26 protein-coding genes and 2 tRNA genes are annotated in these 24,784 nt (G+C 45.2%); 14 read left to right on the top strand and 14 right to left on the bottom strand.

Annotation, left to right across the window (positions count from 1 at the left end; all coding sequences use genetic code 11):
• Window positions 1–2: 2 nt before the first annotated feature.
• Entirely contained in the window at window positions 3–1,079 is a 1,077-nt protein-coding gene (locus tag DLM76_RS01875; protein WP_118964230.1) for a zinc dependent phospholipase C family protein, read from the bottom strand.
• Between the two features lie 75 nt (window positions 1,080–1,154).
• Here DLM76_RS01875 and DLM76_RS01870 point away from each other — a divergent pair, with 75 nt between their 5' ends.
• Together DLM76_RS01870 and DLM76_RS01865 are read left to right on the top strand one after the other, a co-directional pair.
• Complete coding sequence (locus DLM76_RS01870; RefSeq protein ID WP_118964229.1) at window positions 1,155–2,426, top strand: diaminopimelate decarboxylase; 1,272 nt, start codon at window positions 1,155–1,157, stop codon at window positions 2,424–2,426.
• Window positions 2,404–3,123, top strand: a complete 720-nt coding sequence (locus DLM76_RS01865; RefSeq protein ID WP_118956145.1) for an IspD/TarI family cytidylyltransferase — start codon at window positions 2,404–2,406, stop codon at window positions 3,121–3,123. The genes DLM76_RS01870 and DLM76_RS01865 overlap by 23 nt, the downstream gene beginning before the upstream one ends.
• A 194-nt stretch (window positions 3,124–3,317) precedes the next feature.
• On the opposite strand, the gene DLM76_RS01860 is transcribed toward DLM76_RS01865, so the two are convergent.
• Window positions 3,318–3,767, bottom strand: coding sequence for a hypothetical protein (locus DLM76_RS01860; protein WP_118956146.1), 450 nt, complete (start codon window positions 3,765–3,767; stop codon window positions 3,318–3,320).
• A 17-nt stretch (window positions 3,768–3,784) separates the two neighbouring features.
• Window positions 3,785–3,994 (bottom strand): heavy-metal-associated domain-containing protein, encoded by a 210-nt coding sequence (locus tag DLM76_RS01855; protein ID WP_118956147.1) that lies wholly within the window; start codon window positions 3,992–3,994, stop codon window positions 3,785–3,787.
• Between the two features lie 164 nt (window positions 3,995–4,158).
• On the opposite strand from DLM76_RS01855, the gene DLM76_RS01850 reads away from it, so the two are divergent.
• The 5 genes from DLM76_RS01850 (at window position 4,159) to DLM76_RS01830 (ending at window position 7,691) form a co-directional block, all read left to right on the top strand.
• Window positions 4,159–4,446, top strand: a complete 288-nt coding sequence (locus DLM76_RS01850; protein WP_118956148.1) for a 2Fe-2S iron-sulfur cluster-binding protein — start codon at window positions 4,159–4,161, stop codon at window positions 4,444–4,446.
• A 25-nt stretch (window positions 4,447–4,471) separates the two neighbouring features.
• Window positions 4,472–4,873, top strand: a complete 402-nt coding sequence (gene cueR / locus DLM76_RS01845; RefSeq protein ID WP_118964227.1) for a Cu(I)-responsive transcriptional regulator — start codon at window positions 4,472–4,474, stop codon at window positions 4,871–4,873.
• Window positions 4,874–4,969: 96 nt separating this feature from the next.
• Window positions 4,970–5,051 (top strand) — tRNA-Leu (locus DLM76_RS01840).
• Between the two features lie 230 nt (window positions 5,052–5,281).
• Window positions 5,282–6,694 carry an MBOAT family O-acyltransferase gene (locus DLM76_RS01835; protein WP_118964226.1) on the top strand — a complete coding sequence of 471 codons (1,413 nt, stop codon included), beginning with the start codon at window positions 5,282–5,284 and terminating at the stop codon, window positions 6,692–6,694.
• A complete protein-coding gene (locus DLM76_RS01830) occupies window positions 6,663–7,691 on the top strand; it encodes a hypothetical protein (RefSeq protein WP_118964225.1) in 1,029 nt (342 codons plus the stop codon). The genes DLM76_RS01835 and DLM76_RS01830 overlap by 32 nt, the downstream gene beginning before the upstream one ends.
• Before the next feature lie 322 nt (window positions 7,692–8,013).
• Here the strand turns inward: DLM76_RS01830 and DLM76_RS01825 are convergent, their stop codons facing one another.
• From DLM76_RS01825 to DLM76_RS01795, 7 genes are all read right to left on the bottom strand, one after another.
• On the bottom strand, window positions 8,014–8,661 hold the full coding sequence (locus tag DLM76_RS01825) for an FFLEELY motif protein (RefSeq protein ID WP_118956152.1): 648 nt from the start codon (window positions 8,659–8,661) through the stop codon (window positions 8,014–8,016).
• 52 nt (window positions 8,662–8,713) lie between these two features.
• On the bottom strand, window positions 8,714–9,454 hold the full coding sequence (locus tag DLM76_RS01820) for an SPOR domain-containing protein (protein WP_118956153.1): 741 nt from the start codon (window positions 9,452–9,454) through the stop codon (window positions 8,714–8,716).
• Window positions 9,451–10,074, bottom strand: coding sequence for a dephospho-CoA kinase (gene coaE / locus DLM76_RS01815; RefSeq protein ID WP_118964224.1), 624 nt, complete (start codon window positions 10,072–10,074; stop codon window positions 9,451–9,453). The genes DLM76_RS01820 and coaE overlap by 4 nt, the downstream gene beginning before the upstream one ends.
• A 94-nt stretch (window positions 10,075–10,168) precedes the next feature.
• Window positions 10,169–11,923, bottom strand: coding sequence for an NHL repeat-containing protein (locus DLM76_RS01810; RefSeq protein ID WP_118964223.1), 1,755 nt, complete (start codon window positions 11,921–11,923; stop codon window positions 10,169–10,171).
• Between the two features lie 422 nt (window positions 11,924–12,345).
• Window positions 12,346–12,804, bottom strand: coding sequence for a hemerythrin domain-containing protein (locus DLM76_RS01805; protein WP_158586360.1), 459 nt, complete (start codon window positions 12,802–12,804; stop codon window positions 12,346–12,348).
• Between the two features lie 2 nt (window positions 12,805–12,806).
• Window positions 12,807–14,477: an EAL domain-containing protein gene (locus DLM76_RS01800; protein ID WP_429946399.1), complete on the bottom strand. Its 1,671-nt coding sequence runs from the start codon at window positions 14,475–14,477 to the stop codon at window positions 12,807–12,809.
• 248 nt (window positions 14,478–14,725) lie between these two features.
• On the bottom strand, window positions 14,726–15,130 hold the full coding sequence (locus DLM76_RS01795) for an STAS domain-containing protein (RefSeq protein ID WP_118964220.1): 405 nt from the start codon (window positions 15,128–15,130) through the stop codon (window positions 14,726–14,728).
• A gap of 322 nt (window positions 15,131–15,452) precedes the next feature.
• Between DLM76_RS01795 and DLM76_RS01790 the strand changes: the two genes are divergently transcribed.
• The 5 genes from DLM76_RS01790 to DLM76_RS01770 all read left to right on the top strand — a co-directional run bounded on the left by DLM76_RS01790 (window position 15,453) and on the right by DLM76_RS01770 (window position 20,503).
• On the top strand, window positions 15,453–15,866 hold the full coding sequence (locus DLM76_RS01790) for a globin family protein (protein WP_241548162.1): 414 nt from the start codon (window positions 15,453–15,455) through the stop codon (window positions 15,864–15,866).
• Window positions 15,867–15,926: 60 nt separating this feature from the next.
• Complete coding sequence (locus tag DLM76_RS01785) at window positions 15,927–17,411, top strand: methyl-accepting chemotaxis protein (protein ID WP_118956160.1); 1,485 nt, start codon at window positions 15,927–15,929, stop codon at window positions 17,409–17,411.
• A 42-nt stretch (window positions 17,412–17,453) separates the two neighbouring features.
• Window positions 17,454–17,891, top strand: a complete 438-nt coding sequence (locus tag DLM76_RS01780) for a hypothetical protein (protein WP_118956161.1) — start codon at window positions 17,454–17,456, stop codon at window positions 17,889–17,891.
• 242 nt (window positions 17,892–18,133) lie between these two features.
• Window positions 18,134–19,228, top strand: a complete 1,095-nt coding sequence (locus DLM76_RS01775; protein WP_167450725.1) for a helix-turn-helix transcriptional regulator — start codon at window positions 18,134–18,136, stop codon at window positions 19,226–19,228.
• Between the two features lie 9 nt (window positions 19,229–19,237).
• A complete protein-coding gene (locus DLM76_RS01770; RefSeq protein ID WP_118964217.1) occupies window positions 19,238–20,503 on the top strand; it encodes an NHL repeat-containing protein in 1,266 nt (421 codons plus the stop codon).
• Between the two features lie 31 nt (window positions 20,504–20,534).
• Here the strand turns inward: DLM76_RS01770 and DLM76_RS01765 are convergent, their stop codons facing one another.
• Together DLM76_RS01765 and DLM76_RS01760 are read right to left on the bottom strand one after the other, a co-directional pair.
• A complete protein-coding gene (locus tag DLM76_RS01765) occupies window positions 20,535–21,704 on the bottom strand; it encodes a DUF1577 domain-containing protein (protein WP_118956164.1) in 1,170 nt (389 codons plus the stop codon).
• 248 nt (window positions 21,705–21,952) lie between these two features.
• A complete protein-coding gene (locus DLM76_RS01760; RefSeq protein WP_118964216.1) occupies window positions 21,953–22,378 on the bottom strand; it encodes an AAA family ATPase in 426 nt (141 codons plus the stop codon).
• 109 nt (window positions 22,379–22,487) lie between these two features.
• Between DLM76_RS01760 and DLM76_RS01755 the strand changes: the two genes are divergently transcribed.
• The gene (locus tag DLM76_RS01755) at window positions 22,488–22,730 is read left to right on the top strand and encodes a hypothetical protein (RefSeq protein ID WP_000876121.1); all 243 of its coding nucleotides are present in this window, start codon (window positions 22,488–22,490) and stop codon (window positions 22,728–22,730) included.
• 16 nt (window positions 22,731–22,746) lie between these two features.
• Here the strand turns inward: DLM76_RS01755 and DLM76_RS01750 are convergent.
• Window positions 22,747–22,819, bottom strand: a tRNA-Phe gene (locus DLM76_RS01750).
• Between the two features lie 94 nt (window positions 22,820–22,913).
• Between DLM76_RS01750 and DLM76_RS01745 the strand changes: the two genes are divergently transcribed.
• Entirely contained in the window at window positions 22,914–23,579 is a 666-nt protein-coding gene (locus DLM76_RS01745) for a protein-L-isoaspartate O-methyltransferase family protein (protein WP_118956166.1), read from the top strand.
• A 317-nt stretch (window positions 23,580–23,896) separates the two neighbouring features.
• Here the strand turns inward: DLM76_RS01745 and DLM76_RS01740 are convergent, their stop codons facing one another.
• On the bottom strand, window positions 23,897–24,241 hold the full coding sequence (locus DLM76_RS01740; RefSeq protein WP_118964215.1) for an LIC10421/LIC12816 family protein: 345 nt from the start codon (window positions 24,239–24,241) through the stop codon (window positions 23,897–23,899).
• Window positions 24,242–24,784: the final 543 nt, after the last annotated feature.

Here is a 24,784-nt window from a genome sequence, read left to right as displayed (position 1 = left end):
GATTAAACTTCTTCTATTGGCGAAAATTCCTTCATCGTGTCGACCCCTTGAAAGCGGAGTCCCGTGTCCAAATTGTATCCCTGGTATTCCTTTAAGAACGCCGTGCGGGACATTTTGTTTTCCAGATAATTCCAAGCGTGCGTAAGAGCGTCTTTTCCGTTCTGCGCGGAACGGTTGATGAGTTCCACGAAAGAATCCTCCCGTACGATCGAAGGATCGGCGGGGTAGTTCCACTTCTTGTGTTCTTCGTTCATGATTCTTTTGTCGATATGTTCCTTGAGAGGAAGCATCAACACGGAAGAACGCACTTTGTGAAACGTGATGTTGTCGAGAAGCTTCAACGCCCCCCGCATCCATTTGCTTCTCGAATCCAGAACGCGGTGGAATTCCAGATAACCGAGAAAGGATTCGTTTAACAAATCTCCCGGGATGATTTTATCCTCGGAACCTATATAATGTTTTTTGAATTCTTGCGAGAAGGTTTCCTTGAGTCCTCTGAGCCAGAAGTGCCAGAGCATCGGGTCCATCTTCCAGGTTTTTTTGTCCGACTTGAAGATCGCGTCGACGTGATGAACGAAGTCGTATTCCTTCGGAGTCATTCCCCATCTGTAATCGAGCAGCCAGGAATCGAGAGCGTTCTCCACTCTCATGTGATTGTATTGCGCTAGGCTGCTGATCTTCTTGTCCTTGTTGTAAAAGTCGCCGGAGATATAAAAGATGTACGGGTGCGTGACGATGTCCACCGCGCAGTGACAGATGTAACCGAGGGTGAACGCGATGTAACGGTCCCTGTGAATTCCTTCTTCGGTTTGCAGAATCAGATCGAGAAAACTCAAGACGAGTTCGGCGACGTTGTTGTGATGACTCATGTCTCCCCACACGGTCGCCTTTTTCGTTTTGCGCGGAGAAAGAATATGATAAAAATAAAATATATCCGGAGCGATCGCTCCGATGTTTGCGAACTTGCGGTTGGATTCGGCGCGCATGAGACCGGCGATTTTTCTTTGCTCGGCGGTTCCGTGATCCAGATGTTTGCAAACCTGAGAAAGGACTTCGAGATGAGTGATTTTGCCAGCCATAAATGAAAATGCCTTTAAAAAAACGGGACTCTGACGGAGCCTGTTCTAAAACCATTTAGAAATGCCCGTTTCACTATGCAATCAATAGAAAAATTAAAATTTTTGACTGAATCCCAAGTGCGATCGATCGCACAACAATTCGGAACCCCGGTTTTTGTTTATTCCCGGGAAAGAATCGAAAAAAGTTGCGACACCGCTCTTGCGTTTCCGAACGCGTTCGGCTTGACCGTGCGCTACGCGATGAAGGCGAATCCGAATCGAACCATTCTTGAAATCATGAGACGAAAAGGAATTCAAATCGACGCGAGTTCCGAATACGAAGCGATGCGGGCGATCCACTACGGATTCAAACCCGAACAGATCATGCTCACTTCGCAAGAGCTTGCAAAAAATCTGAAGGAATTGGTCGAAAAGGGAATGGTCTTCAACGCTTGTTCTCTCCGTCAGTTGGAAGCGTTCGGAAAAATATTTCCAGGCAAAGAAGTCAGCGTTCGTTTTAATCCGGGACTCGGTTCGGGACAAACGAAAAAGACGGACGTCGGAGGGAAGACTTCTTCCTTCGGGGTTTGGCACGAAGATATAAATAAAGTAAAAGAGATCGCAAAACGATACGACCTCAAGATTTTTAAGGTTCATACTCATATCGGATCGGGAAGCGATCCGGCGGTTTGGAAAGTGGTCGCTCAGGTTTCTTTGGACATCGCGGCACAGTTCCCCGAGTGTAGAATTTTGAATCTCGGCGGAGGTTTCAAAGTGGGGAGAATGGAAGACGAAAAAACGACCGACTTCCAGACGATCGGCCAGCCCGTTGTGGAACTCTTTCAGGAATTCGCGAAGAAACACGGAACCCAACTTCACATGGAGATCGAGCCGGGTTCCTTTATGATGGTCAACAACGGAGCGATCGTAACCACCGTGGACGACGTGGTGACTACGGGATCGAACGGCGGTTATACGTTCGTCAAGATCGACGCCGGAATGGACGTGAACACGAGGCCTTCTTTGTATGCCGCAAGACATCCGTTAGTCGTCGTTCCTCGGGAAGGAACTCATTCCGGAAAAACGGCGGACTACGTTTACGTAGGGCACTGCTGCGAAAGCGGCGACTTATTCACACAAGCCGAAGGCGGCGGACCGATCACAAGAACCACGGGAGAAGCCGCATTAGGAGATTATGTTGTAATGGAAGGAGCGGGGGCGTATTGTTCTTCCATGTCCACGAAGAACTACAATTCGTTTCCCGAAACGGCGGAGGTTCTTGTGGGACTCGACGGAAGTTTTCAACTGATCCGTAAACGCCAAAACTTAGAACAAATCTTTCAGAATGAAGTCTCTGTTTCTCTCTGAGAAAATCTACGTTCTGATCTTAGCCGGAGGAACCGGCACGAGAATGGGTTCGGAGATTCCGAAACAATTTTTGGAATTTGCCAGCGAACCCATTCTGGTTCACACGTTGAAAAAATTTCAAACCTGGGGAAAACAAAAACGAATCGTATTGGTTTCCCATATAGAATCCATTCCGAAAACCGAATTACTCTGCGGGCCGCATCTTCGAGACAACGATCTGATCGTGGAAGGCGGGGAAACCAGACATGCCTCCATGCTGCGTGGATTGGCCGCGCTTGAAATTCAAAGCGAGGACATCGTTTTGGTTCACGACGCGGCCCGTCCGTTCGTTCTTTCGAAAGAATTGGATTTGTTATGCGACAGCGTTCGTAAGAACGGAATCGCGACCCTCGCTTCCAGAACCTCCGAAACCGTATTAGAAGAATTGAATGGACGAACCGCTTCCTTTTTGGATCGGGAACATATCTGGTTTATGAAAACCCCCCAAGGAATTCGAGGCGACGTGTTGAAAGAATTGTTGTCCCTGTCTTCCGATTCTACGCCGACCGATCTTTGTTCCTGGGCGTTGAGCGGCGGAAAAAAATCGGCCATCGTCGAATCGCATCCTTTCAATTTAAAAATCACCCGCAAAGAAGATTTGGAACTCGCGGAGTTATACTCGGGTTTGTTCGAGAAGTTGGTCGAATCCGAACCTTGACCGATGAAAGCGGATTCCTTCTCTGTTTCGATCTAATATGTGGGTTTTTCTTTTTTACTGATTCCGCTTGGAATCGTTCTTTTCGTCTTTTTTGGATTTATGATTCGATCAGAATTTCTCTGATTTTACTCTAGTCGTTCATTCAAGAACGTTTCCGTATTTCATTTTGAAATACGGAAACGAATTCATTGATTTCATTTTTTGGAAATCGGCAGATCGTAGACCGCGTCGATTCCCTCCATTTTCTCCCGAGTCGCCTTCAGGACGATTTTACCCGAAGCGGGAATCTTGGAAACCGGACAGAAAAAATGATCCGGATGCGCCTGACATTCCAGTTTTTGTTCGGATTTTCCTTCGACGATTTTGGCCTGAAGTTTGCCGTTCTTTGTGGAAGGGTTTTTGAATTCGATATCCAAAAGATAAACTTTCAGACCTTCCTTTAAAAGAACGAGCTCGGTATGAAAGCCGCCCGGCATCCGAATCGTTCCTCCGTTCGGTCCGGCTTCGTGTTCCCCGTGCGCCAGTAAACCATAACTTGCGAATATAAGAAAAATGGAAAGCGCCAGTTTCGCGATCTCCGCTTTCGGGAAGGCCGTTTTTTGGAAAACGGCCAGGCTTTTAGAATTCGGTTGTGAATGTTTCATCGATTGATTCTCCTCTTTTATTGAACGACGGTGCTTTTGGAAACGGGGTAACCGCATTCTTCGATTAGATTTGCGAGTTCCTTTTCCGAGCGCCCGCTGTCGACGCGAACGGTTTGACTTGCGACGTCCACGCTCACTTGAACGTTCGGATCGATCGTTTTGATCGCTTTGGAAATCACGTTTGCGCAACTTCCACAGGTCATATTCTCCACTTGAAATTCCACCATAAGATTCTCCTTGAACGGTTTTGAAAACCGATCTTGGAACTCAGCTTAAACCTTCCCACGAAGGTAAGGTCAATAGCCGATTTCGATTTTTTTCTTTTCGCATTAATTTTTTTTGCGATCGTCTCCTTGACCTTCCCATTAGGGGAAGCTTTACAATCGGCGTTATGACGTATAAAATTTATTTTCCGGATTGGAATCGCAGCGCTGATGTTTTGGAAGGGGAGAATGTTTTGGATTCTTCCTTACGATCGAAAATCGATCTTTCGTATTCTTGCCGTTCCGGTCGATGCGGCGCGTGCAAGATCCTTCTTTTAAAGGGAGAAGTGGAACATTTATCCCACAATCGTTTTGCCCTCACCGAGGAAGAAAAAGAAAAGGGATATATTTTGGCTTGCAGATCCGTTCCGAAATCGGATCTTTCTCTTCGCAGAATCGATACACAGTCTAACTAAAAAAGAAAGAGAACGGTGAAGAGCTATGAACATCGGAAACGTTTCCAAAGAATCGGGAGTCAGCGCGAAACAGATTCGTCATTACGAATCGATCGGTTTGATTCCGAAGGCGAGAAGAAAGGATTCCGGTTATAGAACGTATTCTTCCGATGACGTTCATATTTTGAAATTCGTGAAACGCGCGCGAAGTATGGGATTCGGGCTTTCCGAAATTCAAAAACTCGTTGGTCTTTGGAGAAACAAGAGCCGTGAGAGCGCCGATGTAAAAAAGCTCGCGCTCACGCATCTGAAAACGTTGGAGAATAAGATCAACGAACTCCAGGAAATGGCGGCCACGCTCAAACATCTCGCGCATCATTGCCAAGGAGATCATCGTCCGAGTTGTCCGATTTTAAAGACGCTTTCGAACGAGGAAGAAGCGGAATAACGACGTCCGATCGCTGCCGGGGAAACTCTTTTCCCACGGCGTTTTGATTCTTTACGCTTGACTCGCACGTACACTCGCAAACATTGGAAAGACCACGCGAGTATGGTGGAATTGGTAGACACGCCAGATTTAGGTTCTGGTGCAGTAATGTGTGGGGGTTCGAGTCCCTCTACTCGCAACGCTTTTCTTTTTCACTGTGGGAACTCCTGCGGATAGAAAATCGCAAACAAATCCTTAGAACTAACCGTAGATTTCCGTAACTCTTCCGACAAGAAATCCGCATTCCTCTTGACAGCCCGCCGTTTTCTCTCTGCCGCTTTTGACTTTACAAAACCCGCGATTCCCAAAATCTGATTTTACTTTCGTCGGTTTTTATCGAACGAGCGGTCTGTAAGAGAACGATCTTAAATGTTATTCAACTCGATTCACTTTCTCGTATTTTATCCGATCGTCGCGGTTCTTTACTTTCTTCTTCCGTTTCGTTTCCGGTGGATTCTTCTGCTGGTCGCAAGCTGCTACTTTTATATGGCCTTTATTCCGGCCTACATATTGATTCTTGCGTTTACAATCGTACTGGATTACTACCTCGCGATCTGGATCGAAAATGCGGCAGGGCCGAAACGAAGAACGTATCTCATCTTGAGTCTTTCTTCGAACATAGGGATTCTCATCTTCTTTAAATACTTCAACTTCGCTCTGGAGAATACCGGTTATCTCTATCGATTTCTGATCGGAACCGATCTTCCCGTATCGCCTTTGCAGATCATACTTCCTATCGGACTTTCCTTTCATACGTTTCAGTCCATGGGTTATATCGTAGAAGTATATCAAGGGAAGATCAAGGCCGAAAGGCATCTCGGGTATTATTGGGTTTACGTGATGTTCTTTCCTCAGTTGGTCGCCGGGCCGATCGAAAGAGCGCACCATTTGATGACTCAGTTTCATCAGGAACACAAGCTCCTGTTTCAGAATGTCGAAGACGGATTGAAATACATAGTTTATGGATTTCTAATGAAGCTGATGGTCGCGGATCGACTTTCGGTTTTCGTCGATGCGATGTACAACGATCCGGCCGGAAAATCGGGCGCGGACCTTTTGGTCGCAACGTATTTTTTCGCGTTTCAGATTTATTGCGATTTTGCCGGTTATTCCAACATAGCGATCGGGACCGCGAAAATTTTGGGAATCGATCTGATGCGAAACTTCGATCGTCCTTATTTCTCTTCGAGCGTATCCGAATTTTGGGGACGCTGGCACATTTCTTTGTCTTCCTGGTTTCGAGACTACGTATATATTCCGCTCGGTGGAAACAGAGTATCAACATTTCGTCATATTCGAAATTTATTAATCGTCTTCGCTCTTTCCGGGATTTGGCACGGAGCGAATTGGACGTTCGTTATCTGGGGAGTGTTGAACGGAATTTATCTCGCGTCCGAAGTGCTTTGGAAGCGGTATATCACCGAAAAAACTCCGAAAGGATTTTGGTTCCGCTGGATCGGAGTGATCGTCACGTTCCATCTCGTTCTTTTAAGCTGGGTTTATTTCCGAGCGAATTCGGTATCAACGGCCCATTTGATTCTCCAAAGAATTTTCGATTTCACAAACGGAGAAGGACTCGATCTGATCGTGGAGTTTCAGAAAAAAGCCGGAGTTTTTGCGATCGTAGTCTTTTTACTTTTGGAAGGTCTGTTTCCTTTTTGGGAAAGAACGAAAGAAGGCTGGAAGAAATACGGAGATTGGGCCGTAGCCGGAATTTTCATCACGTTGATTTTTACGGGAGGAGTGTTCTATGGATCCAGCTTCATCTACTTCCAGTTCTAAAATTCTGCGTTATGCGGGTTTGGCTCTCGTTCTTCTTTTCTCCGTCGTTTTGTTCGATCGTGTTTGGTACGTGCTTTTGTTCGGGCAATATGACAAGATGTTTTCGATGTCTAAAAATTTCAAACCGGCAAACACGCTTATCGTCGGTTCGAGTCATATCCTTTGGGATTTGGACCCGGAAGTTCTTGCAAAAGAAACCGGTAAGCCGGTCGTTCTTCTCAACGTGCCCGGCGCAAACCTGACTCTCAGAAAAGAAATCGTAAGCGAATATCTGAAAAAGAACCGCGCGCAACTTCCTTCCTTGCTTGTATTAGAAACCGATAAATTCGCTTTCAATCCGGATCGTTATCCCGATTCCGCGTATAAATCCGTAAAAGGATATTATCACAAAGGTTTGTTCGTGGACTTTCTGGATCAAAAGGTTCCGCAAGAATCTCCGGTTGAATACTGGACCTTTCGTATTTCTCATTCGTATTCTCTGAATTCTTTTTCTCATTTTATTCTTTCGAAATTGTATGATAAGTATTTGTCCTCCGTTTTCGTTTGGAAACTGAACGCCGAATCGACGACCGAAACGAAAAAACGAACGCAAGAGGGCGCAAACGGAGATCCAAAGAAGGGACAGGTCGCGGAACAAGATATCCGGATTGGGGAATGGAAAAAACAATACGAAGGTTTGGCTCCGAAGCTCGATCCGAAACTCATTCAAGAACTTTATGAAATTCTAAAGTTGACCCGCACGCACGGGGTCAAAACCGTTCTTCTGGAAACTCCGAATTATTTTTTTAGTCAAGAAGACGATCGGAGATATGAAATCGTTCGAAACGAACTCAAAAGAATCGCGGAACAATCGAATGCGGTTTATCTCCGCTTGAACCCGGACCGTTTTGAAACGAGACCGGAATTGTTTTTTGACGCTTCTCACTTCAATCTTTTAGGAAAAGCCGAATATACGGCCGTGTTCCGAACGGAAATGCAAAAGAAATTCCTGTTTTAACTACGGAATCGTTTCGCAAAACCGCGAGATGTATGAGTTCCTACACATTTTTATACCCAGAGCAAATCTTTTCTGAAACTCAATGAATGCTGGAGTTCCCACATTTTCTTGCTCAAACGGAGAAATTTCCCGACTCACAACTCCGCAAGCGACACGCACGGCTTGGTCTGAAAGACCGAGCGGGACTCCGCGAGCCGGAAGTGGCGCGGTCCGGGCGTAGGAACTCACACAAAATTCAAATTTTTACGATTCGATTCCAGCGCGCGGATGCGGCCGAAACCCTCTTGGTTTGTAATAGTTCCTACACTTTTTTATCGGGGAATCAGTTCAACAACTCGCTGACCGGATTTCCCAGTTCGAGTTTTGATATAAGGCGGGTTTCACGATCGAGAAACGCCTCGATAAACGGATTGAGATCTTTGATTTTGCTCGATAACTCATAACCCGCCTCCATCGTTTCGACAAGCGAAGTTGCGCCCACCATCGAAGCTGCGACCTTGATCGGAGCCATTACGAGTTTGATCATCGGAAGTTTGGAAAGGGAAAAGAAGAATTTCAACGTATTTCCGACCATCTGAATTTGCGTCTTTCTTTCCTCGAAACGATCGGTTTCGCCCATCGCAGCGTAAAGATTGTCTCTGGAAATCACTCCGTCTTCCATCAGATTGTTTTCGATCACGATCTTTGCCGTATCGTAATCCAAAGAATCCGTTAGGCGATTCAGCAGAATGATCTGATGAATGTTGTCGGTCATGGATTTACCCGCGACCGTCTTCAGCTTTTCATAAAGATTCTCTAAAGCGTTGTCGCGTTCTTCTTTGTTCGCGGGAGAATAAAGATTGAATTCGAAAAAATCGGGAATGCCGTCGTATCCCTTGATGATGAGAAGATCCGAATACGTTGTGCGAAGCCTCTCGATCGTCGCGCGTACAACTGCTTTACGCGTTAGCTCTAACACCTGTTGATCCATTCGTATTCAGAAACAGATTTCGTCGGCTCCACAACGGAGGTCAATATAAAAATCAATCCTTGACTACTATGACTCCGGATCTCAATTTCGCAGGTAATAACTTTGCAAGACTTTCTGCTTCTTTTTTAGACGAAGCGGATCCGAATCGTACCGTATAATATCCGTTTCTTGATCTTTTGACGGTTGCTTTCGTATTTTTCTCTTTGCCGGAAATTGATTTTTTTAATTCGTCGGCCTTTTCTTTTTCCTTAAACGCGGCTACTTGAAGTGTAAATCCTTCCGTTTCTTCGTCTGAGGAAGATTTGGAAATTCGTTTCGATTTTTTTTCTTCGTTTCGTTTGGATTTTTTGGAATCCTTGGAACCTTCCGGTTCTTTTACGGAAAGAGTTTCAGGCGCGTTTTTGTTTTCCTTTTCCGCGGAAGAAGGAGCCGTCCCCGATTTTTTAAATTCCACGACTTCGGTTGCGGGAGGAATATTTTTGAACGTAACGGATTCCTGCGTGTTTGCGTTAGACGGAGAATTCACGCTCGCCGCCGGAATTTCAGCCGATGCGACCGTGTTGTTTCCTCCGCTCGGAATTTGACCCGGTTCGGAATACGGAATCGAACTTTGAACTTCCTGATTTTTGATGTCGTTTAACGTCAGAGTTTCTTCCGCGGAGCCGCCCGCGCGTTTTTTACCCACGGAAACTCCCAGGAAAAAAAACGAAAAGAGAAGTCCGATTAAAAACGTGGAGAGAATTAGAATTCTCTTATTGTCCAGATTGATTACGTAAAAAATTTTTTCTTTCATGACATTCTTCCCAACAGAACGGAGTAGAGAGTTTTACATTCCTCTCTGAGCGATTCCAAGTCCCCTCTGTTTCTAATGATATAATCGGCTCTTTTCAGCTTTTCCGTAAGAGGAAGTTGGTTTTTGATTCTCGCCAAAACGTCCTCTTTCGTGGTCCCATCTCTGGAAACCGTTCTTACGATCGATTCTTCCGGGTCGGAATCCACGGTCACGGTCGCGTCGCAGAGTGTGTGGGCGTCCGTTTCGAAAAGAAGGGGAACTTCCCAAATCACCATTCTCCCTTGAGCGGTGGTCTCCAAAATATTTTGGAAGTCCTTGCGAACCCTCGGATGAATCAGTCGATTGAGTCCCGCGAGTTTGTCGGCGTCGCGAAACACGATGTCGGAAATTTTTTTCCGATCCGGCCTTCCTTCCGAATCGAGAATGTCCTTTCCTAGGAGTTCCGTCAGTTCGGTGAGAATGGGGGAATCCGGTTCCGTATAACGTTTTGCTAAACGATCGGCGCTGATTCCGAAGCCGCCCAATTCTTCCAAGATCTTCGCCGCGGTGCTTTTCCCGCCTCCGATCATTCCGGTAATTCCGACCAAAAAGGCTTTCTTACCGGGCTGCACGCTCTGCATTCGTTGAGAATAGAGACGTCGGACAAAAGTACAAGCAAAAAAGAGAAAAGGGACTTCCTTTCGAAAGTCCCTTTTCGGAGAGGAATTGGGAATTTCAGTCGATCTTTCGAACCAACCGCATGTATGGATGCATTTCGACTACGAAGAGGCTCCGACCGTTGGTTACGATTCCCCTCGGCGTAAAGAAGCTTCCTTCGTTTGCCTGACAGGTTCCGATCGTTCCTCCGTCCGGTCCACCCGACCTGGTGGTTCCGCTCGTCGGAGGAATCGGAGAACAACCCAATAGATCACTGACCGCGTGCGGTGCGGTTCGTGAGATTTTTTTGATGAGCGTAGTTCCGTCCACGACGTAGAAGTTGTTCGCGTCCAAAGAAATCGCGACCGGTTTGGTCAATCGGGCGGAAGTTCCGGTTGTATGAACCAAGTTTCCGGAGGTTCCCGCGGGATCTCCCGCGATCGTCGTAACCGTCACGGGACTCGTAGTAAGATCGATTTTCTTAATATTGTTCGAGTTCGTATCGGTCACGTAGAGCGCGTTGGAATCGTAGATCAAATGAGCCGGTTGATTGAACTTTGCCGCGGTTCCCAAACCGTCTTGGGTTCCCGCAGTTCCGCTTCCCGCGATCGTAGTGACCGTGTTATCCGAGATTCTTATCCTGCGGATCTTATGATTTCCCGTGTCCGCCACGTAGAGATAGGTTCCGTCGGTCGCGATTCCTCTCGGAGCGTTGAAACGCGCCGCAGTTCCGACTCCGTCTGTGCTTCCGCTGCTTCCGCTTACGCCGGCGATCGTGGAATACGCGTTCGTGATCAGGTTGTATTTCACGATAAAATGACTTTGGCTCGCGATGTAGAGAAAGATTCCGTCGGTCGTAATTCCTCTCGGTCTATCGATGGTAATCGGAAGAGAAACGGCGGTTCTTGAAGCGATGTTGATTTTTCTCACGGTTCCGGTCGTCGGACTTGCGGTCGTATAATCTCCCGCGTAAAGATGGATGCCGTCCGTGGTGATATGATACATGTTCGCAAACGATGCCGTCGGTGTGGAAGACATTGCGAATCCGTAACCGTCGGCGATTGTATCCGGATCGGCTCCGGGATCGCCCATAAACCAATCGCCGCTTCCCGTCGCCGGATTTTCCACATAAGGAGCGAGAGGCAAAGAAGAAACCAAACTGTTGCCGTTGACCAAAGTTCCGAGCGAGGTTCCGTTCACGCAATTGATGAGAACGCTCGTCGCATCCGCGGTTGCGATCGTTCCGGAAGGAAGCGCGATGTAACAGGTTTGACCGGAAGGCTGGCCCGTAATCGAAACGTTAAACGAAGAAGCGTCGGCGACCGGAGTCGTCATCTTAAAACTTCCGTTCGCCGAAATCGTCGTGGAATCTCCACCATTGTTTTGTAATATTAGGTTTCCGGAAAGTCCCGCTACCGTTCCGCCCACGAAATACATCGCCGGTCCGCAGGAAACGGAAACGTTCGAGACGTTCGAAGAGGAAACGATACCGGAACCGTTACTGACGGAACAGATCTGTGGAGGAGAAGTCGGATTTTGCCGAACCGTAATGTTATAAGTACTGCCGCTCCCGACTTTTTCCGGAAAACTGAAGTTTCCGTTGGCGTCGATCGTAACCGAATCCGCGTCGTTGTTCGAAAGAATCAATCCAGTTCCCGCTAAACCTGTCACGTCTCCGCTGATCGTTGCGGGAGTGGGGTCGATGCCTGCGGAAGCCACAAATCCGGGAATATTAAAGACCGATAGACTGGAAGAATGTCTGTCTCCGAGACAATTCAATGTCGATAAAACGATCGCGATCAATACTTTATAGGATTTGAATTTGTTTCTCATATTTTTTTTATCTCGGCCGAAAAATCGGGTTCAAAATTTCCGTTTGAAATTTCCGCGTCGGCGTCGATCATTCCTCCAACATCCTGTTTGAATCCGGAAAAACGTCCGTTGATTCCTTTTTACCTTTTACGAATAAAAATTAAAAAACGGAACAAACCCGTATTCTTCGCTCATTCCGATCGATGTCGGATTAAATTTTCAAGTACTTTATTAAATTAAATTTAAAAATATTATAAATAATTAATATTTAATGCCCGGCTGTTTGGAAATGGATAGTCCGTATTTATATTCGATTGAAAGGAATTATAAATCCGTATTCACTGTAGCGAATCTGCGTTCCCGATATCAAAACTTCGGAATCGGGTCGTCGATTCCGATCTTCATACGATATTTCTTAGTCCATTGGCGGTATCGTTCCGCTTCTATTCTCGCGGAACCGCCTTGGGTTCGTTCGCGAGTTTTCTGAGAATCTCCTCGATCAAAGGATAGAATTCCGATTCTTCCCGTTCGATTCTGCTCCGAAGAAGTTTGAGGATCGTTTCCGTTTCTTCCCGGAAGACTGAGAAGTTCATTTCGATCGTCAGCGGATCGGAATATTTGCTCGCATAATCCAAAAGCGTGTCCTTTAAACCGAACATCGTCTTTTGGTATTGTTCGAAAAGGGAAACCAAAGTAGGCGAGTTATGCGTATAACTTTCCATCTTGAGATAGAGTTCCATGTCTTCCACGTTCAGATGAAAGAGAAGGGAGGCCGAAAAGATGGAAAGCAATTCGACGAGATGACCTATATTCGGGTTTGCCTTATCGATTTCCGATTCGATCTGGTGCGCGTATTCGTTCACGATTAAGTGTTGTTTTTTGAGTTTTCCGATTAGTTCCACGTTCAACTCCTCGCTGTTTTTTGGTTGAATTTCGATTTAACGTATTCGTCCACTTTGGAAGACTCCAAAGGATAAGAATAAAAATATCCTTGTGCGTAGTTGCAGTTCAGTTCCTTTAACAGTTCGTGTTGACTCGGATTCTCCACTCCTTCCACGATGATCGCTTTGTCCATCGCTTGAATCAGGCTGATCAGAGAGGAAATGATCGTCTTGCTCGACGATTTGAAGTAATTGAAGAGAAAGACTTTGTCCAACTTGATGTAATCCACGGGAAGGGTTTGGAGCCTTCCAAGGGACGAATAACCTTTGCCGAAATCGTCGATCGCAAAACGATAACCGAAATCCTTTAGAAGCGTGATGACCTTGTTGACTTTGACGAGGTTCGAATCGAACGAATCCTCGATGATTTCCAGAATGATGGAATCGGGAGAAATACCGTAAAAATCGGTGGATTCCTTGAGGACGTTGAAGATCTGTTTGTCGTTCAGTTGTTTAGCGGAAATGTTAAGCGAAATACAGATCTGATTGTCCTTCAGGATGGAAGTGCTGTAGGATTTAAGAGTATCCCAGATCAGCCATTCTCCGATCGTTTTGATAAAGCTGGAACTTTCCGCGATCGATATAAAGCTCGCGGGCAGCAGCTTTCCTTTTTCCGGATGATTCCAGCGCAGAAGAACTTCCATGGAAAGAATCGAATCCTGTCTTAGATCCAGGATCGGTTGATAGGCAAGTTCGAGTTCGTTTCGGTTTAATACCTTTCTCAGATCGAGTTCTATCTTCGCTCGTGTCGCGTTTTGTTCGATCGTGTTGCGGTCGTAATGATAAAAGGAATTCGGGCCGATAAGCGCGGATTGTTGAACTGCCTCTTCCAAAATTCGGAGAGAATTTAAGTCAGTATTAACCTGTTGGTCGAACTGGGCGTAACCGACGTTCGCGTTTAAATGAAATTCGCGTTCTCGATACGTGAATGGGAACGAAAACAAGAGTATGATGCATTCGGCGAACCATTCCGCTTCTAATTCGGATTCAATGTTCGAAGTCGCGATCAGAAACCGTTCCGAACCTAACCGGAAGATCTGATCTCCTTTGGAGATGTATTTTTTGAGACGATCCGCGATTTTAAGAGCGATCGACTCGTAATAAAAATTATCCTCTTTGTTCAGAATCGAATCCGGATTGGAAAGCGAGATCAGAAAAAGAAAGTATTCCTTCTTGGAGTTGCTGTTGTAGATCCGGTTGTTGCTGTAGATGGAAAGAAAATAATTCTTATTAGGAAGCCCCGTGAAACGGTCCTGATAAAAGGATTCTTTCGTATCCACGGAAAGATTTTGTCTTACCGTAAGAAACCGCACCGCATTGATTTCCTCCAAGTCATGGACGATGAAGTTCAACATCAGCGTCATATCGTTGAAATAGGCTACATCGATGACGCCCGATTCCAAAAGGAGACTGGACAGACCCGTTTCCTTTTCGTATACGATCGCCTTTGTCGTTTTAAAATAAGCCATAAGCGCCTCATATATGGTTTGGAAGTTAGGAGATTGGATCAGATGTTCGAAGGTCGAATTGGAATACAGTAGTTCCCAGTTTTTTGAGAATAGAATGATTCCTTCTTTCGAATTGTCCGAGCAGAATTTAATGGCTCTTCTTAAAATGAGAGGAGATACTTGCACGTTGTTTGTCACTTTGCTACCCAGCCTATACCGCTAGAGTGTATCAAAGCGATGAAACGATGAAAAACGGAATTATAGAATTTGCGGATCGGTTTTATAAATCCTTAGGAACCGTGTAAATTGCGTTTTTATAATGAAGCCGCGAAACGAAATCGAATGATTTAAGACGGGAACGGCTCGCGGCTCGAAAAAACGATAGAAAAGAGTTTCGAATCCCCGCATAGGCTCGAGGATTCGGCGGAATTTTATTAAGCGGAAAACAAACGAATTGCCGCGGATAAATCCTGAGCCGTGCGAAACAAAGCTTTGAGCCTTGTTAGCTCCAGCATTTTCTCGATCTGAGGAGTAAGAGAATGGAGCACGAGTCCTGCGTTCGGAATCTTATTCAAACGCGTCTGCGCTCCGATAAAAGTCGCTATCCCGGAAGAATCCATTCCTTTGACCCCGGATACATCTATTAGAAGAATGTAAATTTCCTTTTCGATCGCTTCGTTGAAAGTGTCTTTCAACTTCTTAGCCGAGAAAATGTTGATGTCTCCTTGGAGCTGAATCATTGCTGCTGGGCCGGGTAACGTTCCTCCGGAAGAAATATTCTCGACAGTGATTTTTATATCATTCGTTTTGTAACTGATCGTATCGGTTTTTGTATCCATAAACTATCTCCGGAAGGCGTCTTTGTTCACGTTATTTATCGCGATCTACAAATACAATAAAAAATGAAAAACAAGTTTTTGACCGTGTTTATAGGCGATCTATAAAGAAATATCCTTTCGTATTCAATTACGGACAAGAAAAAGCAAAATGATTCCGGGCTGTGATAAATAAAACAAATATGATAACAAATTATAAATCAATATTATTTCTATTTTACAGTTCTGATTGAATTAAGTTGAAAGTTTCGTAACCGAGAAAACTCCAAAATCCGCTTGGTAATATTCATCTTTTCGTATAGAATCCGGGAAAATGGAGAGCAGAATGATATTAGGAAATGATGAAGTAGAAATGGTAAGGTCGAGCTTTGAAAAAGTATACGTTAACAAAGAAGAAGTCGCTACTTTGTTTTATAAAAAACTTTTTGAATTAGAACCAACTTATAAAGCGATGTTTAAAGGGGATATGGGCGAGCAGGGAAGAAAGCTGATGTTGATGCTTAGAACTTTGGTTTCCGGTTTGGGCGATCTCTCCAGCTTAGTGCCGGTCATTGAAGACATGGGCAAAAGACATCTTAAATACGGCGTAAAAGCGGAAGATTATAACGTGGTAGGGACGGCGCTTCTGGCTACGTTGCAGCAAGGATTGGGAGAAGAATTCACGCCGAAGTTGAAGGGTTTGTGGGCCGCGGTGTATCAGATCGTGGCAAAAACGGCAATAGAAGGCGCCAAACATTGATGTCGGTTTAGCAATATTTCGATAGAAATTCTTCCGATAAAAGCCGCCCGGTCCTGATCTATGAAAACGAAATTCAAAGGTAAAATTCTCATAAGAATGCGAAGATTTGCGGGGAACCCGCGCGCCGTTTTGGCCGCGGCGACCTTTCTTTATGCGGTTGTATTTTGTTATACATTGTATCAATTCAAAACGGGAAACACCTCCGTTGAAAGCACACGATTCAAACGAGTCGAACGGATTCAAAAATTGGCATATTCCGCAAACCGAGGATTTCTGATCGAAATCGACGGCTTTCGTTCCCTACCGGAAGAATTCGATTTCTCTCCATTCTTAATAAGAAGTCAGACGGTTTCAGAAGATTCATCTTCGCCGCGCGCGGCGCGGACGGTATTTCTTTTCGGATCGGTTACTCTGTTTTTCTTCGTTTTTTTGAACGGCTTTTTCTATTACGACTCGAAAGCGTTTTCAAGAAAGATCGGAATTCTAAACCGCCAAATCGAATCGGATTCCTTTCGGCTTTCTCCGTTTGCGGAAGAAAGGCTCGTAGATACTCCCGTTTTGCTCTCGTTGGCGGAAACGATTCAAACCCACGGAATCGATCTGAAAATGAAAACGGAATCGTGCGAAAAAAAACTGTTGGAAGTTGCCGATCTCGCGGATTGGATCTCGCGGACTTCAACCCTTCTCGATTTGAATGTCGACAGCGAACACGATCGGATCGACAAAGTTCGATCCCTCGTAACTTCGATCCGCGATGAGGCCAACCAGATCGATCGCAGTTCCGATTCGTATTACGTTTTGGTTTCTTCTTTGAACGTGGAAATCAAACAACTCGACGAGATGATCGATCGAGTCGGCGCTGCAGTCGAAAATTCCCTAACGGGCGTTTCGGCCATGCAGACGAATATAGAAAGCGGTTCGGATACGATCGGTCGACTTGCCGATAGCGTCACAAAGATCGAAAACAATTCCAAAGAGATGAAGCTCATCACTTCGCTTATCAAGCAGATTTCGGAGAGAGTCAACTTACTCGCATTAAACGCCGCGATCGAATCTGCGAGGGCGGGCGTTTACGGAAGGGGATTTTCGGTGGTCGCAAAGGAGATCGGTTCTTTGGCGGAGGAAACGGATAAAAGCGCAAAGACAATCGAAGCTCTGATTCAAAAAAGTTTTCAGGAGGCGAATACGGGACATTCTCTCGTGGAACGTTCTCTTGCTCTGTACGAAGTTATAGTCGGCGATCTTAATAAGCTAAAATCTTCGGGCGAAGAAATCGTGGATCTCGTCGGGCTTCAAACTCGAAAGCGCGAAAGAATCAAATACAATACCGATCAGATTGATCGGAAATCGGACGAGATCTATCATTCGATCAAACGGCACAAAAATACGAACATCGAAATGGAATCCGGGGTTTCGGAGGTTTTTCGAATCGTTCAGGAAAGTCTTAGGATTTCAAAATCCTTAAAAGGTTATACGGACGAACTACGAGCAAAGCTTACACAAAGAGAAAACGGTCCTAAGGATCGAACATTCAAACAAAGATAAAACAGGTTCAAATATAAAGAAGATTAAAGGTGAGAGAGAAGCATGCCAACCGAAGCGTATAAAAAACAGAACGATTCTCTGAAGAGGCTCGTCATCGAGTTGATAAGGATCTTAAGAAGCGATTCGATCGCGGATCGTGTGAACGAGGTTTTGGATATTTTGGCGACATTGAACGCGAAGCTAAGCGAACATATGATGACGGAATCGAATCTGATTCTGATGGAACAGATTCCGGAGGAAATATTAAGCGAAGAACAGTTCGAGTTTTGCACGAAGCCAGCCCGAAACGAATTAAAGAACCGCGTACGCACTTACGTCACGATGTGGTCTCTTCCTTCCTTGATTTTAGAAAGACCTTTGCACTTTATCAAGGATTCGAACGAACTTACGGATCTGTTGTATATAAGGATTCAAAATGAAATAGAGCTTTTTATACCGCTTTTAAACGGCTCATACGCAATTAGCGAGAAGATCGGATAAAGCGATCGTGGAGTAAAGTTTGGAGTTCGTTCTCGAATATATGTCGATGGTTCCTCACTCTATACGTCAGGCATCTTTGAAGTGAAAAAAAACCGGCAATATTTTGTTGGTCAATTGAATCGAACAAGGGAGTGAAGGGAAATATTATATTGATTAAAACGATTGATATGATTTAGAAATTCTTCATGAAATGAAAATCGAATTATAAAAGAAGAAACTCAGGTGTGGAAGTTGAGATTATGTTGAATGTGATAGATTGGTTCCTTAGGGAAGACTTATTGATTGAGATCGCGCGGTTCGGCGCATTCTTTGCATTGATCGTCGGAATCGGACGTTTGATAAAAGCGAAAGGGCAGATCGATTATTTTCTTTCCGCGCTTTTGATACTGACTGCGATCTTTCAGTATTTCGACGAATATTCGATCAACGCGATTTCATACAATTGGATGAAGAGATTCCTGTTTCAGGTCGATCTGATCGCGTTGTCAACCGCGGGAATTCTCGTATATCTTTGTTCCGTCATGGTCTTTTCCAAACACAGTCATCTTCCTTCCAAATACTATTGGAACCTGATTCCTCCGATCGTTTTGTCGATTCCGATCGCGAGTTTATACGATCAGCAGAGCAGATTAGAATTCGGAATGTTTCTCTATCTTACGGATATGTTCGTAATAGTTTACGTCGGCATGGCCGTTTATCACATGGTCGCCAATCACGTTTTCGAATTCAAACGTTTAAAGTCCAAGCTGTTGGCGGGTTTGGTCGTCTCCGTTTCCCTGTGCGCGTTTTTGGAAATCGTGGGAATCATTCTGGATAATAAGACACTCGTACTTCTTTCCGGAGTGGTGACTACGATCGACGTTATCTACTTTTACTTTATAAGCGTCTACTTTCAGGATTTGTTAAGCGACGACACCGCTTCAGAAGCGCAGAAGAACACCCAGAAAAAGTCCATCCTCGGCGACATAGATATGGATGCGCTCGACAAACAGCTGAACTATCTGATTCACGAGGAAAGAATCTACCTCGACGAGGACATTCGCCTTCCGAACGTCGCGGAAGAACTCGGAGTCTCGGTGCATCAGTTGTCTTCTTATCTGAACGATCATAAGGGAATCAACTTCAACAACTACATCAATCAGTTCAGGGTTGAGGAAGCGAAGATGATTCTGATCAACGATCCGACCCGTTCCGTGATCTCGGTGGGAAACGCGGTGGGATTCAATTCGAACTCCGTTTTTCATAGGGCGTTTCTCAGGGAGACCGGAATGTCTCCGAAAAAATTCAGAGAGGCTCATCTCTTCAAAAAACATTCTCCTTCATATACACTCAATTAGAGTTATTGAATGTATCGATTCCTTCCTTTATTCTTCGGGATCTGTTTCCTGGGCGCTTGTCGCATAGCGCCTTTGGACCCGACCAACAACTCCATACTCAATTTATGGATCTATACCTGTAGATCCGGAATTAACGTTGGATGTAACGGTTCCGATGAATCCCCGAAAACCCCGGGCGACGATTTACCCCCCGCCTCTCCGGGTGCATGCGCATCGATTTCTTTGGAAGAAGTGATTCAACCGAGCCACTGGCCGAAGGTGCAAGCAGAACTGCAGGCCCAGGCCGCTCTGGGAAGCAGCGGCCCGCCCGTTGCGAACACATTCGGAGCAATCGCTGCGATTACGGACGCGTATCGAGGAGCCATTCTTATGAAGAACGGAAAGATTCTCGCGATTCCTTATGGGGCAGCCAATAAGATCGAGTTGGATCCCGATACTCTATCTACGACCGTTGTCGGAACTCCCGGTGGTTTATATGATTGGTCCGGAGCCGTATTGGGCTTCGATGGGAACGTGGAATTCATTCCTTCGTTTCGATCCAGTTTTGCATTCATGAATCCTTCCACGTATCTGATGACGGATTATACAACGGCGCCGGGTTTTAACTCCTATGTGGGGGGTACGATGGCGCCTAACGGTAAATTGTATCCGATGCCCGCTTCGGCGGTTAATTACAAAGTGGTCGATCCTGTTGCGAGAACCGGCACGATTTTCGGTTTGGTTCCGACGAGCCCGTCGTTTGCGGGAGGAGTTCTCGGACCCAACGGGAAGATCTATGGAATTCCCGCAAGGTCGAGTCAGTTTGTCGAAATTGATCCGGATGTCAATACGGCTACGTTTTTCGGATCATTCCTCATTTCTTTCAGCGGCAAATGGGCCGGGGGAGCCTTGGCTCCGAACGGAAAAATTTATACGATGGTCGACGACTATTCCATGTTTGCGGAGATCGATCCGAGCGCTCCCGGTTTTTTTCTCTTTGGAGCCGCGCCCGGAACGGCGAACGCCTATTCCGGCGCCGTTCTTGCTCCCAACGGAAAGATCTACGGGATTCCGTTTAATGCGACTTCTTTCGTGGAGATTGATCCGGACACGCTGGCCGTAAACTATTTCGGAACGGCGCCCGGAGGCGGGGCTTGGTCGGGAGGAGTTTTGGCTCCGAACGGAAAAATTTACGGAATGCCTTACAACGCGAATACGTTTGTGGAAATCGATCCGAAAGCGAACGGGAAGATCTGCGACGTGATCTTACAATCCGCGTATTTGAACAAGTTCTAAAACCGAATTCGTATATTATACTATACTAACTTTAGATCGCGTGCGTTTTTAATCCCGTGAATTTTCCCTGACCCAAAAGCTCCACGTTTCGATGAAATTTTTCCCGTTCACCCGGAAACGCGGACTTCCCGACCAATTCCATTCCTAAGATGAGATTTCCGATTTCGTCGTACGAATACCAGCGAATGGCTCCGAAGACCTTGAAATAACCCTGCATGCGGATATAAATGTCAAAGACGAATCCCGTATGTTTGGGCAAAGTTTGGATCAGGTGTTGATCCGTAATGCGGATGCAGATTCCGTTGTTCGAAATATCCACGATCGGAAATTTTTCCGTGGTTAAAACCGTGTTGGATTCTTTGATGCGCGCCACCATCTCTTTGGAGAACTCGGAGAGTTTGTCGATCGTATCTTTGCCGAGAGGTTGGTCTTTGCTTCTGACCCAGATATAGCCGAGCGGAATCGATTGTCTTGAATGATTGATATAGATGATCGGATAAATGATTTCCGAAACGATCTTCTCGTCCTTATACTTTCTCATCAGCGAAGGAATTTCTTCCTGAATCTGATCCTCTACGTCGATTTGATTTTCGTTCGTTGAGTTGTATGATTTTTCCAAAGAAGTATTTTCAATGTGAATGTATTTTTTGGATCTTTTAACGAGTCCGAATTTTTCTTCCTGATCGGATTTAAAAACGTCGATCTCGATCAAACCGAGCTGATCGGTCTTAAGTTTTGCTTTGTAGTCTTCAAAGCTGACTTTCACAAGAGTCGGGATATTGAAGAGCGACGCGTCGATCACGGTTTTGGAAGAATTGATATTGGTAACGTGCGCCGAGTCTTCCGCGACGGGGTAACGGGGAAACGCGCGATTGGATTTCGCGATCGATATTTGATTGATGCTGAGTTCGATAATTTTCGGGTTGATTCGTTTCAAGAAAGTACATTCGATCTGCACGTACTTCGCGAGAATTCTATAAAGAATAATTTCTCCGACTTCGGGAAAATCTTTTTCACTGTCGGATTCGACGATGATTTTTTCTCCATCATCGATGTATTTTTGTATGAGAACCGTTTCCTTATCGATGTCGCCTTTTATAATTAAGCTTTGCTTAAGGAGATGTTTTTCTATAATATGCTTCCTTTGTTCTGCAGAACTTATGACATCTAATTCTCGATTTTTCAACTTGATTCCATTCATTGAACTTACCCCAAGAACCTCGTTTCCTCATACAATATGAGCAACAAAGAATAGAATGGAATGCTAATTTGGTAAATATAAAATTTCCTAACGGACTTTTCAAATTATAGATTTGATAATATGATAGGACAATGTTATAGGATCTTTCTACTTAAGTGAGAGAGTTCCCGCAAACTTCGGAACATTTCCGAGATCGTCCGGACTCGGATTCTTTCCTGAATCCGAATCGACCGGAACGTCCCGTTTGTTTAAGAGTTTTCGGGAAGTAAACGAACCTTGTATTTCGATGCCATCTTTCGTAAGGATTCGTCGTCGATGGAATGAATGTTCTTTCCATTGTGATAGTTTTCCACGGTTGCCACGAAAATCGTATAACCGAATTCGGAGGCGATTTGAAAGTAGGGTTTCAGTTCCCATTCGAGAGTAAACGTATTGTCCAAAAAAATCTTGGGCGTTCCCTTCTTTGCTTCGTTTCGCGTACGTTCCTCGCAGCTCTTATAAGCGAGGTGATTCTCCTTATAATCGAAACGGTATTCCCGCGTTTGTGGATCGGTAAAATAGTCGTCCACGCTCAAGACGGGGTATTTGCCGTTTTCGGATAAGACTTGGGCAAGCGCGCTTTTTCCGGCTCCCGGAAGTCCTCTGAGCAGAATGAGAGACTTGTCTGCGTTCATTTCTTTTACTTTACAAATACGTTGAATCTGATTAGCCTATAGGAAACATCCAGCAGGAAATTCTTTCGCTCGTCGAAGAGCGGGGAAGCAAAAGAGGAATCGAAGTAGAATGAAATATTTAGAAACGGAACAGATTATTCCTTCAAAAGGAATGTCTTACACGATGTACGAAGTGGAAGGCGAAGATCAGATTCAAAAGATGATGACTTATATTCCCAACACGGACGAAATTCATATCTATCCGAAACCGCCGGTCAAGAAATTGTATAAACCGGAACTTTGTAAGGTGATCGACGAGGTCGTTTTCTCGGAACTCTGGAAATTAGGGGAAGAAAGAAAGGCGGCAAAGTAGAAAAGGAAGTGAGTTCTGGCCTCGGAGAGAATCGAACTCCCGACACAAGGATTTTCAGTCCTCTGCTCTACCGACTGAGCTACAAGGCCGAACTCATGGACAGCATAGAAAAACAGTCCTCACTGTCAACGAAAAAGATCGTAAACTCCTCGCTCTCATCGATTTGTTTCCGGGAGAGTTCCAATGTCTTCTCCCCTTAAAATCTGCGACCCTTCTCTTCGAATCGAAGAAAGGAAGAAGATGGTCGATTCTCAAATCGCAGCTCGAGGAATCCGAGACGAACGGATTCTTTCCGCGATGCGTTCGATTCCGCGAGAATGTTTTATTCCGAATTCTCAATCTGCACAGGCTTATGAGGATAAGCCCTTGCAGATCGGTTGTCATCAAACGATTTCGCAGCCCTTTATGGTGGCTTGGATGACTTTGCTTTTGGATGTGAAGAAAGGGGATCGCATTTTTGAAATCGGCACGGGTTCCGGTTATCAAAGCGCGGTTCTGATTTTTCTCGGGGCTCAACTCTTTTCTGTGGAATACTTTGATGCTTTGCATCGAAATGCGATTCAAAATTTGGAACGTTGGAAGCCGCGTTGCACGGAATCGAATCGTTTTCTGGTCGGAAGTGCGCCGAAAATTCTTACTCCCGGGCTGCAGTTTGATAAGATGATCTCTTGCGCCGCTCTTCCCGATCTTCCCGGAGTCGACAGTTGTTACTTTCAGTCGTTGGTTCCAGGAGGAATTTTTATTTTTCCTTTGGGAAACGAAGAACAGTTTTTGATGCTCGCGAGAAGGGATTTACATCGCTGGTCGTTCGAAACGAAGGGCGGAGTGAAGTTCGTTCCTTTGTTGTGATTGGTCGTCTCGTAGATTCGGTTGTCGGCTCTGCGGAGCGACCCATAGGAAGCGGGGCCCAGAGTTTGTTGCGAAGCGAAATATAGTCTATCCGGGGCGATGGAGCGTTGAAAGCGACCGTAGGAAGTGAAGCGCTTGTCCGGGTTCGCTCAAGAGTTTCTCGATTTCGCCCCTTCAAACAATGCCTGCCTATGGAATGCGGGTAGGTGGGAAAGAATTTCGGAGAATGTCTTATATCAGAAAAATTGCATGAAGTCAAGCGAGATCCCGCTCTCTTGTCGGGACTTTGAAGATTTTGTTCAAAGAGGAAATTCGAATTACAAATTGTTAAGTAGGAATTGATACCGTTCCGCTTCTCTTTCCAAAACTTCGGCTTGTTTGCGATAACGATCCGATTGCGCCTTGTTCGCAAGAAACTTTCCACCGGTAGAACGTCTGGAGAGTTCCCGCAATTCTTCCGCTCGAGTCGCCTTTTGTGCAGCCATTGCCCTTAGATAGCTGGCAACTGCGGTTTTTTGCTCCGAAGTGACCGCGCTTTCGATCAAAGCTTTTTCCATCAGTCTCTGTTCCGTTTCTTCCGAAACGGCAAAACTTTGAGTGGAAACGACAAATAGGGAAACTAAGAAGAAGAATGATAAAACGCGGAACGCATTTGCAAACATAAGAAAACCTTTCTATAACTTAGACTGAGTGAAGAGTTATTTTCGAATCCAAGAATTATATGTTTTGCTAGAGATTCTGGTTTTTTCCGTAAAACCGTAGTTTTCCTGAATTACTTATCTTTGATTTAGTTTCTTTGCATGCGAAGAGTAAGCCGAAGGCGGTAGAGATTTGAGGTCTACTTGGTTTTGAATTTTCCGTTGATTCGTTGTACAAGTCGGTTTGAAACGATTTCTGAGAGGAATTCTTTCGTTCATGCAAAGAAGGGGACGAATTTCCGAGTGTTTCCAATGAAGTTCTTTCTCCATCCTGGCCTTGCTGAGAGATTCGAATGTAAGAATGCTTTAGCGATCTGATCCTGTAAACGACGCAAAATTTGCGGAAGCTTGGTTTTGTTTCACGAAGCGAAAGGGGAACGACTTATTCGATTGCAACTGGTTCGTAATGTATAAAATTAGAATAAAAGTATATATGAATATACTGGAATGTGTTTGAATCGAATCGTATTTTTGCGGATCCGGGCATTATGATCGATAGAAACGAAG

Source organism: Leptospira yasudae, from assembly GCF_003545925.1.
Taxonomy (GTDB): domain Bacteria; phylum Spirochaetota; class Leptospiria; order Leptospirales; family Leptospiraceae; genus Leptospira; species Leptospira yasudae.
The sequence above is the reverse complement of the archived record's forward strand: the minus strand, read 5'-3'. Positions and strand labels throughout refer to the sequence as shown.

What these genes read in the sequence shown, in the direction of transcription:
- DLM76_RS01765 (WP_118956164.1), bottom strand. Translation starts at nt 21,704, where the DNA reads ATGAATGGAATCAAGTTGAAAAATCGAGAATTAGATGTCATAAGTTCT.
- DLM76_RS01835 (WP_118964226.1), top strand. Translation starts at nt 5,282, where the DNA reads ATGTTATTCAACTCGATTCACTTTCTCGTATTTTATCCGATCGTCGCG.
- DLM76_RS01830 (WP_118964225.1), top strand. Translation starts at nt 6,663, where the DNA reads ATGGATCCAGCTTCATCTACTTCCAGTTCTAAAATTCTGCGTTATGCG.
- DLM76_RS01860 (WP_118956146.1), bottom strand. Translation starts at nt 3,767, where the DNA reads ATGAAACATTCACAACCGAATTCTAAAAGCCTGGCCGTTTTCCAAAAA.
- DLM76_RS01760 (WP_118964216.1), bottom strand. Translation starts at nt 22,378, where the DNA reads ATGAACGCAGACAAGTCTCTCATTCTGCTCAGAGGACTTCCGGGAGCC.
- DLM76_RS01825 (WP_118956152.1), bottom strand. Translation starts at nt 8,661, where the DNA reads ATGGATCAACAGGTGTTAGAGCTAACGCGTAAAGCAGTTGTACGCGCG.
- DLM76_RS01810 (WP_118964223.1), bottom strand. Translation starts at nt 11,923, where the DNA reads ATGAGAAACAAATTCAAATCCTATAAAGTATTGATCGCGATCGTTTTA.
- DLM76_RS01795 (WP_118964220.1), bottom strand. Translation starts at nt 15,130, where the DNA reads ATGGATACAAAAACCGATACGATCAGTTACAAAACGAATGATATAAAA.
- DLM76_RS01850 (WP_118956148.1), top strand. Translation starts at nt 4,159, where the DNA reads ATGACGTATAAAATTTATTTTCCGGATTGGAATCGCAGCGCTGATGTT.
- DLM76_RS01755 (WP_000876121.1), top strand. Translation starts at nt 22,488, where the DNA reads ATGAAATATTTAGAAACGGAACAGATTATTCCTTCAAAAGGAATGTCT.
- DLM76_RS01770 (WP_118964217.1), top strand. Translation starts at nt 19,238, where the DNA reads ATGTATCGATTCCTTCCTTTATTCTTCGGGATCTGTTTCCTGGGCGCT.
- DLM76_RS01865 (WP_118956145.1), top strand. Translation starts at nt 2,404, where the DNA reads ATGAAGTCTCTGTTTCTCTCTGAGAAAATCTACGTTCTGATCTTAGCC.
- DLM76_RS01745 (WP_118956166.1), top strand. Translation starts at nt 22,914, where the DNA reads ATGTCTTCTCCCCTTAAAATCTGCGACCCTTCTCTTCGAATCGAAGAA.
- coaE (WP_118964224.1), bottom strand. Translation starts at nt 10,074, where the DNA reads ATGCAGAGCGTGCAGCCCGGTAAGAAAGCCTTTTTGGTCGGAATTACC.
- DLM76_RS01875 (WP_118964230.1), bottom strand. Translation starts at nt 1,079, where the DNA reads ATGGCTGGCAAAATCACTCATCTCGAAGTCCTTTCTCAGGTTTGCAAA.
- DLM76_RS01870 (WP_118964229.1), top strand. Translation starts at nt 1,155, where the DNA reads ATGCAATCAATAGAAAAATTAAAATTTTTGACTGAATCCCAAGTGCGA.
- DLM76_RS01780 (WP_118956161.1), top strand. Translation starts at nt 17,454, where the DNA reads ATGCCAACCGAAGCGTATAAAAAACAGAACGATTCTCTGAAGAGGCTC.
- DLM76_RS01820 (WP_118956153.1), bottom strand. Translation starts at nt 9,454, where the DNA reads ATGAAAGAAAAAATTTTTTACGTAATCAATCTGGACAATAAGAGAATT.
- cueR (WP_118964227.1), top strand. Translation starts at nt 4,472, where the DNA reads ATGAACATCGGAAACGTTTCCAAAGAATCGGGAGTCAGCGCGAAACAG.
- DLM76_RS01785 (WP_118956160.1), top strand. Translation starts at nt 15,927, where the DNA reads ATGAAAACGAAATTCAAAGGTAAAATTCTCATAAGAATGCGAAGATTT.
- DLM76_RS01740 (WP_118964215.1), bottom strand. Translation starts at nt 24,241, where the DNA reads ATGTTTGCAAATGCGTTCCGCGTTTTATCATTCTTCTTCTTAGTTTCC.
- DLM76_RS01790 (WP_241548162.1), top strand. Translation starts at nt 15,453, where the DNA reads ATGATATTAGGAAATGATGAAGTAGAAATGGTAAGGTCGAGCTTTGAA.
- DLM76_RS01855 (WP_118956147.1), bottom strand. Translation starts at nt 3,994, where the DNA reads ATGGTGGAATTTCAAGTGGAGAATATGACCTGTGGAAGTTGCGCAAAC.